The organism is Mesorhizobium sp. WSM4842 (assembly GCF_055901575.1).
Genome location: NZ_CM148372.1, coordinates 2,734,512 through 2,750,492, shown reverse-complemented (window position 1 = coordinate 2,750,492; position 15,981 = coordinate 2,734,512). Strand labels below are relative to the sequence as shown.

12 protein-coding genes and 1 pseudogene are annotated in these 15,981 nt (G+C 62.8%); 3 read left to right on the top strand and 10 right to left on the bottom strand.

Annotated elements, in window-relative coordinates:
• The first annotated feature begins 2 nt into the window (after positions 1-2).
• Positions 3-1,847 carry a phosphogluconate dehydratase gene (gene edd, locus AC0NIE_RS13360; protein WP_473487182.1) on the top strand — a complete coding sequence of 615 codons (1,845 nt, stop codon included), beginning with the start codon at positions 3-5 and terminating at the stop codon, positions 1,845-1,847.
• Positions 1,848-1,877: 30 nt separating this feature from the next.
• Here edd and AC0NIE_RS13355 read toward each other — a convergent pair.
• From AC0NIE_RS13355 to folD, 3 genes and pseudogenes are all read right to left on the bottom strand, one after another.
• Positions 1,878-3,527 (bottom strand): annotated as a pseudogene (locus AC0NIE_RS13355) (vWA domain-containing protein).
• A gap of 119 nt (positions 3,528-3,646) precedes the next feature.
• On the bottom strand, positions 3,647-4,645 hold the full coding sequence (locus tag AC0NIE_RS13350; protein ID WP_473487183.1) for a GlxA family transcriptional regulator: 999 nt from the start codon (positions 4,643-4,645) through the stop codon (positions 3,647-3,649).
• A gap of 19 nt (positions 4,646-4,664) precedes the next feature.
• Positions 4,665-5,564, bottom strand: a complete 900-nt coding sequence (gene folD / locus AC0NIE_RS13345) for a bifunctional methylenetetrahydrofolate dehydrogenase/methenyltetrahydrofolate cyclohydrolase FolD (protein WP_473487184.1) — start codon at positions 5,562-5,564, stop codon at positions 4,665-4,667.
• A gap of 396 nt (positions 5,565-5,960) precedes the next feature.
• Between folD and AC0NIE_RS13340 the strand changes: the two genes are divergently transcribed.
• Positions 5,961-6,284: an IclR family transcriptional regulator domain-containing protein gene (locus tag AC0NIE_RS13340; RefSeq protein WP_473487185.1), complete on the top strand. Its 324-nt coding sequence runs from the start codon at positions 5,961-5,963 to the stop codon at positions 6,282-6,284.
• A gap of 437 nt (positions 6,285-6,721) precedes the next feature.
• Here AC0NIE_RS13340 and AC0NIE_RS13335 read toward each other — a convergent pair whose 3' ends face one another.
• Together AC0NIE_RS13335 and AC0NIE_RS13330 are read right to left on the bottom strand one after the other, a co-directional pair.
• Positions 6,722-8,284: an ABC transporter substrate-binding protein gene (locus AC0NIE_RS13335; RefSeq protein ID WP_473487186.1), complete on the bottom strand. Its 1,563-nt coding sequence runs from the start codon at positions 8,282-8,284 to the stop codon at positions 6,722-6,724.
• A gap of 18 nt (positions 8,285-8,302) precedes the next feature.
• Complete coding sequence (locus tag AC0NIE_RS13330) at positions 8,303-9,826, bottom strand: sulfatase family protein (RefSeq protein WP_473487187.1); 1,524 nt, start codon at positions 9,824-9,826, stop codon at positions 8,303-8,305.
• A gap of 110 nt (positions 9,827-9,936) precedes the next feature.
• Between AC0NIE_RS13330 and AC0NIE_RS13325 the strand changes: the two genes are divergently transcribed.
• Positions 9,937-10,830: a LysR substrate-binding domain-containing protein gene (locus AC0NIE_RS13325; RefSeq protein WP_473487188.1), complete on the top strand. Its 894-nt coding sequence runs from the start codon at positions 9,937-9,939 to the stop codon at positions 10,828-10,830.
• Positions 10,831-11,039: 209 nt separating this feature from the next.
• Here the strand turns inward: AC0NIE_RS13325 and AC0NIE_RS13320 are convergent, their stop codons facing one another.
• From AC0NIE_RS13320 to AC0NIE_RS13300, 5 genes are read right to left on the bottom strand one after another with little or no spacing between them, the layout of a single operon-like run.
• Positions 11,040-11,789 (bottom strand): ribonuclease activity regulator RraA, encoded by a 750-nt coding sequence (locus tag AC0NIE_RS13320; RefSeq protein ID WP_473487189.1) that lies wholly within the window; start codon positions 11,787-11,789, stop codon positions 11,040-11,042.
• Positions 11,790-11,812: 23 nt separating this feature from the next.
• Positions 11,813-12,976 (bottom strand): mandelate racemase/muconate lactonizing enzyme family protein, encoded by a 1,164-nt coding sequence (locus tag AC0NIE_RS13315; RefSeq protein ID WP_473487190.1) that lies wholly within the window; start codon positions 12,974-12,976, stop codon positions 11,813-11,815.
• Positions 12,977-13,026: 50 nt separating this feature from the next.
• Complete coding sequence (locus tag AC0NIE_RS13310; protein ID WP_473487191.1) at positions 13,027-14,124, bottom strand: ABC transporter ATP-binding protein; 1,098 nt, start codon at positions 14,122-14,124, stop codon at positions 13,027-13,029.
• Between the two features lie 10 nt (positions 14,125-14,134).
• Complete coding sequence (locus AC0NIE_RS13305; RefSeq protein WP_292545381.1) at positions 14,135-15,025, bottom strand: carbohydrate ABC transporter permease; 891 nt, start codon at positions 15,023-15,025, stop codon at positions 14,135-14,137.
• Positions 15,022-15,981, bottom strand: coding sequence for a carbohydrate ABC transporter permease (locus AC0NIE_RS13300; protein WP_473487192.1), 960 nt, complete (start codon positions 15,979-15,981; stop codon positions 15,022-15,024). The genes AC0NIE_RS13305 and AC0NIE_RS13300 overlap by 4 nt, the downstream gene beginning before the upstream one ends.

The window sequence follows — 15,981 nt, the reverse complement described above, 5'->3', positions numbered from 1 at the left end:
CCATGACCGCAAGACGCGACATCGAAGCCATCACCGAGCGCATCCGCCAACGCTCCAGACCGGGGCGCGAGGCCTATCTCGGCCGCATCGCCGAGGCCTCGAACCGCACCGCCAACCGGGCCGTGCTTTCCTGCGGCAACCTCGCCCATGGCTTTGCCGTGTGCAGCCCTTCGGAAAAGTTGGCGCTGGGCGGCGACCGGGTGCCGAACCTCGGCATCATCACCTCCTATAACGACATGCTGTCGGCACATCAGCCTTTCGAGACATTTCCGGCGCTGATCAAGGACGCGGCGCGCGAGGCCGGCGGCATTGCCCAGGTCGCCGGCGGCGTGCCGGCAATGTGCGACGGCGTCACGCAAGGCCAGCCCGGCATGGAGCTGTCGCTGTTCTCGCGCGACGTGATCGCCATGGCCGCGGCGATCGGCCTATCGCACAACATGTTCGACGCGGCCGTCTATCTCGGCGTCTGCGATAAGATCGTGCCGGGGCTGGTGATCGCGGCGCTGACCTTCGGCCATCTGCCGGCGGTGTTCATCCCGGCCGGGCCAATGACGACCGGCCTGCCCAACGACGAGAAGGCCAAGGTCCGCCAGCTCTATGCCGAAGGCAAGGCAGGAAGGGCCGAACTGCTCGAGGCCGAGTCCAAATCCTATCACGGGCCGGGAACCTGCACCTTCTACGGCACGGCGAATTCCAACCAGATGCTGATGGAGATCATGGGCCTGCACACTCCGGGCGCCTCCTTCGTCAACCCCGGCACGCCGCTGCGCGACGCGCTTACCAGGGAGGCGACGAAGCGGGCGCTGGCGATCACCGCGCTCGGCAACGCCTACACGCCGGTCGGCCGGATGATCGACGAGCGCTCGTTCGTCAACGGCATCGTCGGCCTGCACGCCACCGGCGGATCGACCAATCACACCATCCATCTGATCGCCATGGCGGCCGCGGCCGGCATCGCCATTAGCTGGCAGGATATTTCGGACCTTTCGGAAGCCGTGCCGTTGCTGGCGCGGGTCTATCCGAACGGCCTTGCCGACGTGAACCATTTCCATGCGGCCGGCGGGCTCGGCTTCCTGATCCGCGAACTGCTCGACGAAGGTATCCTGCACGAGGACGTCCAGACGGTCTGGGGCGAAGGGCTGCGGCCTTATGCAGTCGAGGCCAAGCTGGGCGCCGATGGCGGCGTGTTGCGCGAGGCCTCGCCCCGCGAAAGCGGCGACGAGAAGGTGCTGGCGCCGTTCAAGAAGGCGTTCCAGCCGACCGGCGGGCTAAAAATGCTTTCCGGCAATCTCGGCCACGCCGTCATCAAGACCTCGGCGGTGAAACCGGAGCGGCGCATCATCGAGGCGCCGGCAAAGGTTTTCGACAGCCAGCAAGGGCTCAACGAGGCGTTCAAGGCAGGCACATTGACCGGCGATTTCATCGCCGTCATCCGTTTCCAGGGGCCGAAAGCTAACGGCATGCCGGAGTTGCACAAGCTGACCACCGTGCTCGGCGTGCTGCAGGATCGCGGCCAGCATGTGGCACTGGTCACCGACGGGCGCATGTCGGGCGCCAGCGGCAAAGTGCCGGCGGCGATCCATGTGACGCCGGAGGCGGTCGAGGACGGGCCGATCGCCAGGATCCATGAAGGCGACATCATCAGGCTCGACGCCGACGCCGGAACGCTGGAAGTGCTGGTGCCGGCAGGCGATTTCGCGCTGCGGCGAGCGGCGGACAGCGATCTTGTCGCCAATGAATTCGGCTTCGGCCGCGAGCTTTTCGCGGGCTTCCGGCAAATGGTTGGCCGTGCCGACCACGGCGCCAGCGCATTCGGAAACAACGTGGCGGAATTCGCACTGCAGTGAAAAAGGCGGCTCGTGGCCGCTCCTGCGTCCCTACTGCACCGTTAGTTCGGCTCGCTCGCCGGCCTTGATGGTCACCGTGCTTTCCTTCGAGCTGTTGTCCAACCTCTCCGAGACGACCGCGTAGTCGCCGGCCGGAAGCGCCGCCTGATATTTCTCGTCATAGGCGTAGCCGAGCGATTTGCGGTTGCCGTTGATGTCCTTCTTCGGATCGAAAATCTCGATCTTCGAAGCCCCTGGCGCGGTGATCGCCAGCACGCCGGCATCGATGGCGATCTTCAGATCCTGATGCTCACCCTCCTTGACGCTGAACGGCTGCGCGACGACGGCAAGGTCGACCGTCGCCGTCAGCACATAATCATCGGGCGGCAGATCGAACTTGCTGTCGGGGCCATAGGCATGAGCCACCTCTTGCCTCGTTCCGTCGATCTTCTTTTTTGCCTTGAACACCTTGAAGCCAATGCCCGAGCCGTCGGCCTTGTCGCCGCCGGCAGTGTAGTAGGCGTTGGCAACGACATGGCCGACGCCGACGATGATATCCTTGTCGACGACCTTGCCGGCAGTGAGCGGGATGGTTTCGGTGACCTCGCCCTGCCCGATCCTGACCGTCACTTTCTGGTCGCCGGCCGGCAACACGACCTTGGTGTCGCCATAATAGGTCGCGGGCGTATCGACGCCCGGATAGGCGATCACGACAGCCGCACCATCGGCCACGTCGGCTCCCTCACTTGGCCGCGGATGAATGATGAGCGTGCCGGCATTCAGCGTAAGGAGGGGTTTGTAGACCTGGCCCGCCTCGACCGTTATCTTCTGTTCGGTCCTGGCCTCGCCATAGCGTGCGACAATTATGTAGTCGCCCGGCTCCAGATTGCCTTTGTAGGCCCCGTATTCGGTGCTGACGTAGTCGCCGCGCGTGCCGTCGGACTTTGCCTTGTAGATCTCCCAGGAATTGCCGTCGGTGACGGGATCGCCGCCCTCGGCGAACACCACGGCCGGCATGAAGTTGGACTTTTCCGGCTCGGGAGCCGGCTACGGCGCAGGGGCTGATTCGGGTGCAGGTGCGGCGGCGATGGTTTCGACCAGCGCGTCCCGCAGCGCTTGCTCGTCGGACGCCTGGATGTATCTGCCGCCGGTGTTGTCGGCGAGGCAAGCAACCTGCCTGCCCTCGTCCGCGCTCAGACCGAAGCCGACTACGTCTACGGTGAAGTCGACGCCGGCAGCCTTCAGTTCCTTGCCGAGCGCACACGGATCGCCATTGCAGGTCTCGAGCCCGTCGGTGATCAGGATGACGGTGGCCTTGTCCTCGGTGTATTTCAGCGCCTCGGCCGCTTGGCTTACGGCTGATGTCAGCGGCGTCTTGCCGAGGAATTTCAGGCTGTCGGCGGCAGCGGAAACAGCAGCTGCCGAGCCGGCCTGCGGCGGCACGATGAGCTCGATATCCTCGCAACTGCCCTTCTCGCGATGGCCATAGGCCATGAAGCCGATTTCCCTATCGGCGGGGACCGACTGCAACACCGTTCGCAGCGATTCGCGGGCGATTTCGAGCTTGGGCCTGCCGTCGATCTGCGCCCACATCGAACCGGAAGCATCGAGAATGAGGATGACCTGGTCGGCAGCAAGGCCGAGCGTCGTCATCCACAACAGGAGGATCGCCGCAGCGATGCTCCGTGCAAGTCCCGCCATGAAAATCCCCCCAGTCAGTCTTTGCCAGTCAGGGGGGCGAAGCTATTTGACGCCGCGTCAGGACACAAGCCCGGACGCCGGGCGTGGGAAGGTTGGCCACAACTCTTGAGCCAAACCACTCAGTACGTCGTGCGACGCTCTTCGGAAGGCGGCCGGCCGAACTGCAGCCGATAGCTCTGGGCAAAATAGGAGTGTGAGGTGAAGCCGGTGGCGATCGCCACGTCGAGGATCGGCATGTTGGTCTGGCGCAGCAATTCGCGCGCCCGCTCGAGCCTAAGCCGCATGTAATAGCGGCCGGGCGTCACCGTGAGGTGACGCAGGAACAGCCGCTCGACCTGACGCACCGACAGGCCGGCCGACTTGGCGAGCTGCACCGCCGACAGCGGCTCGTCGAGATGATCGGCCATCAGCTCGACGATGCGGCGCAACTTTTCCGATTTGCCGGTCAGGTCGCGCTCAGGACCGACGCGCTGGCGGTCTCCGGCAGAGCGGATGCGCTCGTGCTGGAACTGGTTGGCGACGCCGTTGGCGAGGCTCGAGCCGAAATCGCCGCGCACGATCTCCAGCATCAGGTCGATCGAGGTGGTGCCGCCGGCGCAGGTGTAGCGCTTGCGGTCGATCTCGAAGACATTGCCGGTGCAGTTGATGTCGGGAAACCGCTCGACGAAGCCGGCGCGGTTTTCCCAGTGGATGGTGCAGCGATAGCCTTCGAGCTGGCCTGCCTCGGCGAGCAGATAGGAGCCGACCGACAGTGCGCCGAGCGCGTTGCCGCGCCTGCCCCAGCTGCGCAGCGCCGCCAGCACCTTGCTCTTGCCGGGAAACTCCGTCGTCAGCCCGACCGAGACGAAAAGGATATCGACCGGCGGCAGATCGGCGACAGCGTAGTCGATCTTGAGCGGCAGGCCGTTGGAGGCCATGACGGCATCGCCGTCGGCCGACACCGTCGTCCAGCCATAGAAGTCGTGGCCGAGCAGCCGGTTCGCCGATCGGAACGTGTCGATTGCGGCGGCCAGCGAGAACATGGAAAACTTGTCGACCAGCAGGAACCCGAACTGCCGGCCGCCTTGAACGGGATCGTTCGTGACCAGCCGCTCTGAGGGAACAGTGAGGTTCGGCAAAGCTTTGGGCTTTCCAGGTTCAGAAAGACGGCCGTTTCAATCCGGCCGCGAGATAGGCGGAAGCTAGCGTGTTGGCCATCAGCATGGCAATGGTCATCGGTCCGACGCCGCCAGGCACCGGCGTAATGGCGCCGGCCGTCTTCGCCGCTTCCGCATAGGCGACGTCACCGACGAGGCGGGTCTTGCCTTCGCCCTTTTCGGGTGCCGCGATGCGGTTGATGCCGACGTCGATGACGGTGGCGCCTGATTTGACCCAGTCACCCCTGACCATTTCGGGTCTGCCGACAGCGGCAACGAGAATGTCGGCGGTGCGCGCCAGTGCAGCCAAGTCCTTCGTGCGGCTATGCGCGATGGTGACGGTGCAGTTGGCGGCAAGCAGAAGATTGGCCATCGGTTTGCCGACAATGTTGGAGCGGCCGACGACCACCGCATTGAGCCCGGAAAGATCCTTGCCGCGCACACGCTCGATCAGCAGCATCGAGCCGGCCGGCGTACAAGGCACGAACGCCGTCTCCAATTCGCCGGTGCCGAGCTTGCCGACATTGATGAAGTGGAAGCCGTCGACATCCTTTTGCGGCGCTATTGCCTGGATGACCTTGCCCGCGTCGACATGGCCAGGCAGCGGAAGCTGCACCAGTATGCCATTGATGGCCGGATCGGCGTTGAGTTCGCCGATTATATCAAGCAGCTCCTGTTCGGAGATCTCGGCCGGCAGCGTGTGCTGGACCGAATGAAAGCCGCATTCCTTGGCGGTGCGGGATTTGGAGGCGACATAAACCTGGCTCGCCGGATCCTCGCCGACGATGACCACGGCAAGACCGGGCTTGTGCGCGCGCTTTTCCATCAGTTCGATCGTCAAGGCCTTGACGCGCTGCACCACGTCTTCGGCGACGCTCTTTCCGTCAATCAACTCGGCCATGAACCACCCTCAACATTGTTCTACTTCGGGCGGCATTTTCACGAAAACCCGACCGGGCAATCCCGTCAAAGCGCCGTCTTATGCCGCTAACTCGAAACCGATGGCTTTTATTCTATTCGGCGCTCAGAAATAGCGCCGCGATCGGCTTTCGGTGAGTTCGCGAACCGCTTCGCGGAATTCGCGCAAGCTGGCTCGGATTTCCTCAATGGAGGCTTGCTGTCCGGCGGCCACCGAAGCCTGATTTGCCTTGTCCGACGAGGCTCGGGATAGACCGGCTGCTGCTGCGGGTAAGGCCCGGCATGGGGCGTCTTGGCCGGTGGATAGGGATAGCCGGGCGGCGGCGGCTGCATCTGCCAGGGATAGCCCATCGGCGGTTGCGGATAGGGGTACGCCAGCGTGGATGATGAGGAGCGCGAGGCCATTCTTTCCGGCCCGTTGAAGCGCTTCACCAAGAAAACTGTGACCGATCCTCGGCTTCTTAGGGGCGGGCTCGAGCAAATCCGCAAGGCGAAGTTTTTCGTCAGTTGCGGCGAGATCAACGACGATCTGATTTCGATCACCGCACCGGTGTTCGTGGCGCCGGGTAAGATAATCGCGGCGCTGAACATCGCTGCCCCGGAAAACCGGTTGCCGGAAGAGCGCATAAGCGAACTGGGCGACATGGTAGCCCGGGCCGCCCATCGTATTTCCGCCGCCCTTGGCTTTCGCTCGCCGGGATGAGGACGAGCGCGAAGCGCTGCGCCAGATCGAAGTTCCTCCTTCGAGCAACCGAACGTGCTCTGCCACTTCGGGCCGCTCGCAGTGCTTGGCGGCGGCAATCTCGAGCATGGCGGCGGAGAGGTCTAGACCCACAACGTCGTATCTAGCCTCAAGGCGCGCCCCGGCTTTGTGCCGCACTCGATGGGGAAGCCGTTCCCTTCTGGCAGCCAGTGTGAACGGCCGCGATTTAACCCGGGAAGATGGTGAAACCGCCATCGACGCGAACGACCTGCCCGTTGATGAAGCGCGCGCGGACCGGCAGCTTTTTGCCGCCGAAGAGCGACAGCGGCCATTCAGCCCAGCGCAGACTTTGTCTCGATCTGCCCCTTAGCGGACTTTCGTGCATGGATTGGCTAGCCGCCCCACGGCGGTCTCCGAGCGACAGGGACTGGCAACACTCAAGCGCTCAGCCAAACGCGCTCGGCCACGCGATGGTCGCAAAGCAGGAAGTTGGGATTGGGCACGAAACCCTTTACTTCCTGGCGCGCCGCATCGATCCAACTGGCGAAGGCCGGGATGATGGTTGGGCAGTCGTCGTGAATCATCTGCTGCAGCTCGAAATAGACCTCGCGGCGCTTTGCCGGATCGGCGATCGAACGCGACTCGGCGAGCTTGCGGTCGAAGCTCTCGTTCTTCCAATGCGTCTCGTTCCACGGCGCGCCCGAAGCATAGACCGACGAGAACATCATGCTTGCCGACGGTCGCCCGGCCCAGAAGGACGCGACCCAGGCCTGCTTCATCCACACCTCGCTCCAGTATCCGTCATCGGGCTCGCGCTTGACGTTGATGGTAATGCCGGCAGCCTTCGCCGATTGCGCGAAAAGTTCAGCCGTGTTGACGGCCTGTTCGAACGCCACCGGGGCGGCGTGCAGCTCAAGCGTGAGATCGCTTTTGCCTGCCTTCTTGAGATGGAAGCGGGCCTTGTCCGGATCGAAGGCACGCTGCGCTATGTTCGGGTTGAAGTTCGGATCGCTGGCGGCGATCGGATGGTCGTTGCCAACGCGTCCGTAACCAGCCATCAGCAGCTTGACCATCTGTTCGCGGTCGATCGCATGCTTCAGCGCCAGAACGACGTCAGGTTTGTTGAATGGCTCCTTGGTGGCGTCCATGGGGAGTGAGAAATGCTGCTTTCCCTCGGTGACCACCAGATAGGAGCGCGGATCCTTCTTCAGCAGTGGAGCGATCTTGTAGTCAACGCCGTTGATGACATGGACCGAGCCGCCCTGCAGCGCCGAGACGCGGGCCGTCAGGTCGTTGATCACGATCGTCTCGACGGTGTCGACATGGCCGCGATCGTTTCTCCAATAGGCCTCGTTGCGCGCAGCAGTCGCCCGAACGCCGGGTTGAAAGACCGTCAGCTTGAACGGGCCGGTGCCGACAGGCTTCGACCAGTCGGTGAAGCCCGAAGGAACAATGGCGAAGTGCAGGTCCGACAGCACATAGTCCATGTCCGGATTGGGCGACTTGAGCACGATCTCGACCTGCGTCGGCGAGGTGGCCCGCACTTCCGAAATGTCGGCGACCAGGCCCTTGGCCTTCGACTTCGTCTTGTCGCCAATATGCAGCCCGAGCGAATATTTGACGTCCTCGGCATCGAACGCCTTGCCGTTGTGGAACTGCACGCCGGGCCTGAGATTGATGATCCAGCGCTTGTGGCCGTCGCTGGCTTCCCAACTCGCCGCCAACTCCGGCGCGGGCCTGCCGTCATCGCTGATCTCGACCAGCGTGTTGTAGACCTGCCGCGAGACGTTGATGGAAAAGGTGCCGATTAACTGCGTTGGGTCGAGCGTGTCGGCGGAACTGCCGCCATTGAGTCCGAGGCGCAGCACTCCGCCCTTGCGTGGCGTTTCGGCGAGGCCCGCCCGAGGAAACGCCGATGCGATCGCCGTCGCGGCCGCGGCCTTGAGGAAAAGGCGACGATCCATGCCGCCCTGGATTAAGGAAGCGATCTTGTCGTGCATTTCATTCCCCTATGGTTGTCAGTAGGCGCCAACGACTTCGGTCGGTATCAGCGGTTGTGGGGGCAGCCCTTGATCGAGGATCGAGTTCAACCTGTGCGCCTGGCTGCTGAACTCGCTCTCGGAAAACAGATTCCAGTGCTCCCAGGGATCCCGGCTGAGGTCGAAGAGCTCGCCCCATGCGGGTTCGTTGGGATAGCGGGTGAACCGCCAGTCTTTGGTAATGACCGACTGGTTGTAGAGGCAAGCGTCCCGGCGGGGATGGTATTCGGCGAACAGGAAATCCCGTATCGCGGTGGCTCGCCCTTCGATCAGCGGCTTGAGGTCGATGCCGTCGGTTGCCGGCGCCGGCAGGCCAAGCAGCGATGCCACCGTTGCAAACAGGTCGATATGGCTGGTGAGGGCACCCAGGCTGGTTCCCGGGCGGATTCCGGGCCCGCACAGCACCAGCGGCACCTGCAGCAATTGTCGGTAGGGCGGCGGTCCCTTGCGCAGCAGGCCATGGTCGCCGAGCAGTTCGCCGTGATCGGAGGTAAACAGCAGATAGGTGTCTTCAAGCACGCCGGTGGCGGCCAACGCCTCCAGCAACCGCCCGACGGCATCGTCGATCATCTGCACCATGCCATGCGTGTGGGCGATCGCAATGGCCAGTGTCTGCGCGGAAATATCGTCGGTGCGCAGCAGGAAACCCTGTTCGCGCGGCTGCTCGCCGCTGGCGATGTACGGATCCTTCTTCGGGTCATCGCTTTCGCCAAGATAAGCCGGCATGCGCTCAAGCTCGCCAGCGCGGATGGTTGGCCTTGGCATTCGCTCGGGCCGGAATAGGTCGCAATAGGGCCTGGGTGGCGCGAAGGGGTGGTGCGGGTCCGGAAAGGAGACGAATAGGCCGAACGGCTCTGGCCGTTTGCTCTGGTGCTTGATGAAGTCGACGGCCCGGTCCGCGATCCAGCTGGTGTAGTGCAACTCCGGCGGTACCGCGCTCTTCCAGACTTCCTTCAGATCCTCCGCCCGGCTTGCGGGGCTGGCTTCGGGCTCATAGAGGTCCACCACTTCGGGATGGTTCCGCCGCAGCCAGGCGGCATAGTGTCCGGCGCGGGTGGATTCGTTGGCTTCGCCCATGACGAGCTCGACGGCGTCGAAGCCGAAATAGGGACCTCGCCAACTTTCGCTGCCGGGCTTGGCCCAATAGGCCAGCGATTCCGGCATCTCACGCTCGGCGGCCGCCAGCAGTGGTTGGAAGTGGAGCTTGCCGATGCCCATGGTGACATATCCAGCTCGCGAGAGCGCCTGCCAGAGATTGGGAAGCCGCTCGTCGAACGCCACCCCGTTGCGCCAAAGTCCGTGATGACGCGGATAGAGGCCCGTCGCCATGGTCGCCCGGCTCGGCGAACAGATCTGGTTCGGGGTGAAGTGCCTGTGGAACGTCGCGCCACGCGCCCCGATCCGGTCGATGTTACTTGTGTGGGCGACGCGATTACCGGTGGCCGAAAGCGCGTCGTAGCGCAGTTGATCGGCACAGATGAAGATGAAGTTGGCTCGCTTCACGACGGCTCCACTCGTTCCTGCCAGGCGCACAGCTAGGGCCCAAAACGCAGCGGAATCAAAGATCAAGATTTTCGTTCGGTATGTGCTAATCCTATACCGGGAGAAGGAAGATGCGCTTTTCGGGACTTAGCGTTCGCCAGTTGGAGGCCTTCGAGGCGACGATGGTGGCCGGCTCGGTGTCGGGTGCAGCGACCGCACTCAGCGTGTCGCAGCCGAGCGTCAGCCGCCTTCTGCAGGAACTGGAGATCGACACCGGCCTCAGCCTGTTCGACCGTTCGCATGGCCGGCTCGTCCCCACCGAGCAGGGTCTGCTGTTCTATGGCGAGGTCAGCAAGACTTTTCACGGCGCGCGCAACCTGATCATGGCGGCGCAGGAAATCCGCGAGCTGAAACGCGGCGTCGTGCGCATCGGAACGCTCGCGGCGATGTCCTTCAAGATCGTGCCGGCGGCGATCCAGCAATTGAGGACGCGTTTTCCCGAAGCCAGGACGACGATAGCGGTGCGCAGCTCGACGGAAATCGTGTCGTCCGTCGCCTCGCGCCTGACCGACGTTGGCGTGGTGGACGCCGGCGTCTCCTTTCTCGACACGACCTGCGTCGCCACCTTCGAACGCAACAGCGTGTGTGTGATGGACGAACGCCATCCGCTTGCCGGTCGCGACCAGGTCCGGCTCGAGGATTTTGCGCGCTATGCTTTCGTTTCCCTGGGCGAGCTCTATTTCCGGCGCAATCGAGACGGCGCGAAGCTGCTCGAAGCAACCGCCGCCAACACCGTCGCCGATATCTTCCAGTCCTTCCTCGCTTGCGCGCTGGTCAGGGGCGGCCAATCCCTTGCTGTCGTCGATCCGTTCACGGCAAGCTTCTATTCCGAGTTCGGGCTCGTGCTGAAGGAAATCGAGCTCGACATTCCGTTTCGCACGTCGATCCTGGTCAATGACCGTTCGGCGACGGGAGCGGCGGCCGGAAAGGTCATCGAAACCATGACCGACCTAATCGGCGGCTAAGTCTTGGTGCCAACGATTTGGAAGATGCACTGAATGGCTGGGTGGAACCACTGCTCAGAGGCGCATTGCTGCTCGGCCGCCTAGGCGTGTTTCGTTTAGCGGCGGCTGTCCTCCTTTACGCCAAGGCAGCGATTCGACTCCCCACTTTTCGCGTAGACGCCGGCGATACCGCCAGAAGGTCTGCTGCCCGCCGCAGGGTAATCCATGCGCTAACTTGGGTTCTTTACGCGGTTTGTTTTGCGCCACTCCTCGTACTCCCCGCGGGCATCGTCATGCAGCGGATAATAGCGTTGCAACGGCGCACCCTCCATGAGCTTCACTCGCGAGAACTCCTCCCAATCGTGATGCTTCTGTGATTCTTCGATCACCTTTGCGGCCATTGCGACGGGAAGCACCACCACCCCGTCGTCGTCGGCGACGATGATGTCGCCGGGGATCACCGTGACACCGCCGCAGGCAATCGGAACGTTGACGGCATTGGGATAGATGCTGGTTTGCACATGATAATTTGGCGTCCAGCCGCGCAGCCATAGGGGCAGATCGAGCTTTTCAACATTGGGCCGGTCGCGCATGCATCCATCGATGACGATGCCGGCGCCGCCCCTGCCTTTGAAATAGGTCGACATCATATCGCCGAAGACGCCCGAACTCATGTCGCCGCGCGCGTCGACCACGACCACATCGCCCTCCTGCGCGTGATAGAGCACGTGCCGGTGCAGTTGCGTCTTCGGATCGGCATATTCTCCCTCGGTGAAGAGGTCCGGCCGCTGCGGCATGAACTGCAGCGTCAGCGCCGGCCCGACGATCGACTTCCCGTGGTTCTGCGCCACCGGTCCGACCATATGCGGATTGCGGAAGCCCATGTGGCCAAGCGTGCCGGCAACCGTCGCGGCGCCGATCTCCCGGAGCGCGTCGATCAGGTCTTTAGGCGGCCGCGTGATGTCGGAAATATGCGTCATTATGGACTCCGGTTGAAAGGGAACTACCAGTTCGTCACAGAACCGTCGCGGCGCTTAAGGTGAGGCGCTTCCCAGAAACGCAAACTCTGCGCCTGGACCGCCTCCTCGTTGACCTCGACGCCGAGCCCCGGCAGATCGCCGACCGGATAGTTGGTCCCGTCGAGCCGTGGTTGCACGGGGAAGAAGTCGGAATTGTCGAAGCCCAGCTTTGTTTCGGGTTCCCTGGTCTCGAGCCACGTGAAGTTGGCTACCGCTGCGGCGAGATGCACGGTCGCGGCCGTGCACACCGGACCAAGGGGATTGTGCGGCATCAGATCCACATAGTGCGCCTCGCTCCAGCCAGCGACTTTCATCGCCTCGGTGAGCCCACCGACATTGCAAACATCGAGCCGGTTGAACTGATGGATACCGCGCTCGATGTAGGGCAGGAACTGCCACTTGCTGGCAAATTCCTCGCCGATGGCAAAGGGGATGTCGGTCATCGTACGCAGGGATTCGTAGGCCTCCGGTGTCTCGTCCCGTATCGGCTCCTCGAGGAAATCAAGCACGCCGCGGCCGAGCTTGTTGCAGAAGCTCGCCGCCTCGGCCACCGACAACCGATGATGATAGTCGATGCCGAGGACAACGTCGTCGCCCAGTGCCTCGCGCGCCTTGTTTAGCATACTCGCGGTAGCGCCGATCGACTCGCGCGGCTCGAAGATGTCCCTGCTGTTTTGCCCGACGGGGAAGAAGCGGATCGCCTGCCACCCCTGTGCGCGTAGTTCGCGGGCTCGTTCGATGGCAACATCGCCTTCGGCCTCGTCCCCGGTCGAGGCGAAGGTGGGAATGCGGTCGCGCTGCTTGCCGCCTAGCAGCTCGTAGACCGGCACCCCCAGCGCTTTGCCCTTGATGTCGTGAAGGGCGATGTCGATGGCGGAAATCGCCGCCTGCAGAACTCGCCCGCCCTCAAAATACTGGCTGCGATAAACCTCCTGCCAGATCCGACCAATCTGCATCGGGTCGCGGCCGATGAGAAACTCGCGATAGTGCTCGACCGCGCCGGCCACGGCCCTCTCGCGACCACTCAAGCCGCTCTCGCCCCAGCCGAAGATGCCCTGGTCGGTCTCGACCTTGACGAGCATCTGGTTGCGCGTTCCTACCCACACTGGATAGGGCTTGATCGCGGTGATCTTAAGCTTCTCAGTCATCCACGCCCACGTTTCAAACGCATCCGCCCTGTCTCAGTTGGCGCCCTGTCTCAGTTGGCCTTGAGGGCCATTTCGGTTTCGCCGTCGAACAGATGCATCCGCTCCTGGTCGAACTCGAGCCAGATCTGTTCATCGGGCGCGACGGCAATGTTCGGCGGCACGCTGACGTTGACGATGGCGCCGGACAGGAACGCCTGCACGAAGGTGACGTCTCCGGTCGGCTCCACCGTGTAGGCCTTGGCCGGAATGGCACCGGGGACCGCGCTGTTGTGCAGCTTGATCGTCGAGTGACGTGCGCCGAGCACGACTTTCCTGGTCGTTGCCCTTGCGACCTTCTGGGCGTTGCGCGGCGAGAGTTCAAAGCTCCAGCCCTCCGCGCCGGTCAACACAGAGTTGCCGTTTGCCGTCGATGCCTGCAGGGGAATAAGGCTCATCGCCGGGCTGCCTATGAAGCTGGCGACGAACATGTTGACGGGATGGGCAAAGACCTGCGCCGGTGAATCATATTGCTGCAGGTAGCCGCCGTTCATCACCGCCATCTTGTCGGCCATGGTCACGGCTTCGAGCTGGTCGTGCGTCACATAGATGATCGTCGCCTTGAGGTCTTGGTGGAAGCGCTTGATCTCCGACCGCATCTGCACGCGCAGTTTGGCGTCGAGGTTAGAGAGCGGCTCGTCCATGAGGAACACGGCGGGGTCGCGGACAAGCGCACGGCCCAGGGCCACCCGCTGCTGCTGCCCGCCCGAAAGTTCGCGCGGCTTGCGCTCGAGCAGGTGCGTCATGTCGAGCACTCGCGCCGCTTCCTTGACCTTCTTGTCGATCTCGTCCCGAGGCAGCTTGCGCATCTGCAGCGGGAACGCCAGATTCTTGTAAACCGACTTCTGCGGATAGAGCGCGTAGTTCTGGAACACCATTGCGATGTCCCGGTCCTTGGGGTCGAGGTCGTTGACCACCCGGTCGCCGATGACGATGTCACCCGATGTAATCGGGATCAGCCCCGCGACGAGATTGAGCGTGGTTGTCTTGCCGCAGCCTGAAGGGCCGACGAGCGCAACGAACTCGCCGTCATTGACCGTCAGCGACACGTGGTTGACAGCTTTGAAGCTGCCATAGGACTTGACGAGATCTTTGAGGACCACGTGGGCCATCGGCAACTCCCTAGTGCTTGACCGCGCCTTCTGTAAGGGCGCGTACGAAGTATCGTTGCAGGACGAGGAACAGCACCACGACGGGCACGCTCATCATGAAGCTGGCCGCCATCAGGCCTGGAAAGTCCGTCGTATTTTCCGAGAAGAAGCGCTGGATGCCGACCGGCAGTGTCAACTGGTCGTTCTTGGTGAGGAAGGTGTAGGCGTAGATGTACTCGTTCCACGCGCCGATGAACGAATAGATCGCGGTGGCGATGATCCCCGGCGCCGAGAGCGGCATCACAATCAAGATGAAGGCCTGGAACCGCGTTGCCCCATCGATGCGCGCCGCCTGCTCGAGCTGCACCGGAATGTTGTCGTAAAAGCCCTTGAGCAACCAGATCGCCAGCGGCAGGCCGAAGGTGAGATAGGTGAGAATCAGCGAGCCATGCGTGTTCATCAACCCGAGCAGGCGCATCAGGATGAACAGCGGCACGAGAAAGATCACCGCCGGGAACATGTTGCGCAGCAGCACGGCAAAGAACAGGAAGTTCCGGCCGGGGAAACTGAAGCGCGAAAACGCGTAGGCCGCAGGGACGGCGACGATCACAGAGAGGATTGTCGTGACGGTCGACACGAAAAGGCTGTTCCAGAAGAAGCGGAGGAAGTCCTGGCCGACGCTGTTCTGGGGATCGAGCAGCTTCTCGTAGCTGGCGAGGGTAGGTTCGTCCGGCCACCATTGCGGCGGGAATTCCATCGCCGCGAACCCGGACTTGATCGAGGTGATCAGCATCCAGATCATCGGCACCGCGGTGTAAAGCAGCATGAACGCGAGGAAGATGCGCCCGGTCCACCGCCATCCGTCGACGCGTATACGGCGACGGCTCAAGGCTCGCGGGGCTGTCTCGGCAGTCGTGCTCATGCGCTCCCCTCTTGCCGCTCGTTACCGCTTAGCGCACGGACGTAGAAGTAGCCGAGCGTCATCAGGGTGAGGAACAGGAGCACCGAATAGGCAGATGCCACGCCCCAGCGCTGCCGGCCGAAGGCGAGCTCATAAATGTGGGTGATCCAGATATGCGATGCGTTGGACGGCCCGCCGCCGGTCATGATCCAGGGAATGATGAAGGAATTGAAGTTGGCCACCGCGAGCAGCAGGATCGTCACCGTCGAGACGTTGCGCAAGTGCGGAAAGGTGACGTGCCAGAAGCGCTGCCAGGCACTGGCGCCGTCGACCTGCGCGGCGCGCAGCAACTGCTCGGGCACGGTCTGCAGTCCGGCCATCATCATGATCATGGCAAACGGAAACTCGCGCCAGATATTGACGACGATCAGGGAAGGCAGCACCGTGCTGACGCTGTCGATGAAATTCGGCGGTCGGTCGGCCAATCCGAGGCCGACCAGCACCGCACCGATGATCCCGAAGTCCGAATGATAGATCCACTTCCAGATATAGGAGGCGGCGACCGCGCTGATGACCCAGGGAATGATCAGGATTGCGCGCAGCACACCGCGGCCGACAAACTCGCGGTGGAGCGCCAGCGCGGTGGCAAACCCCAGGACAAAGGCAATCAAAGTGGAGCCCAGCGTCCAGATCAGAGTGTTCCAGGTGACTCTCCAGAACACCTCGCTGGTGACGATGGTCGCGTAATTGTCGAAGCCGATGAAGGTCTTGTCGCGAAGTTGCAGGCCAGGCGGCGTCTTAAAGAACGACAGCTCGATCGTGTAGTAGATCGGATAGGCGATGACGACGAGCATCACGGCGATCGCAGGGAGCACGTACGCGTAGTCGGCGCGATGCTCCCATATCTGGCGTAGCACGCCGGACCTGCCGGATTGCAATCTTCGGCGAGCCTCGGCCTTGCCGGTCACGATCGTCAC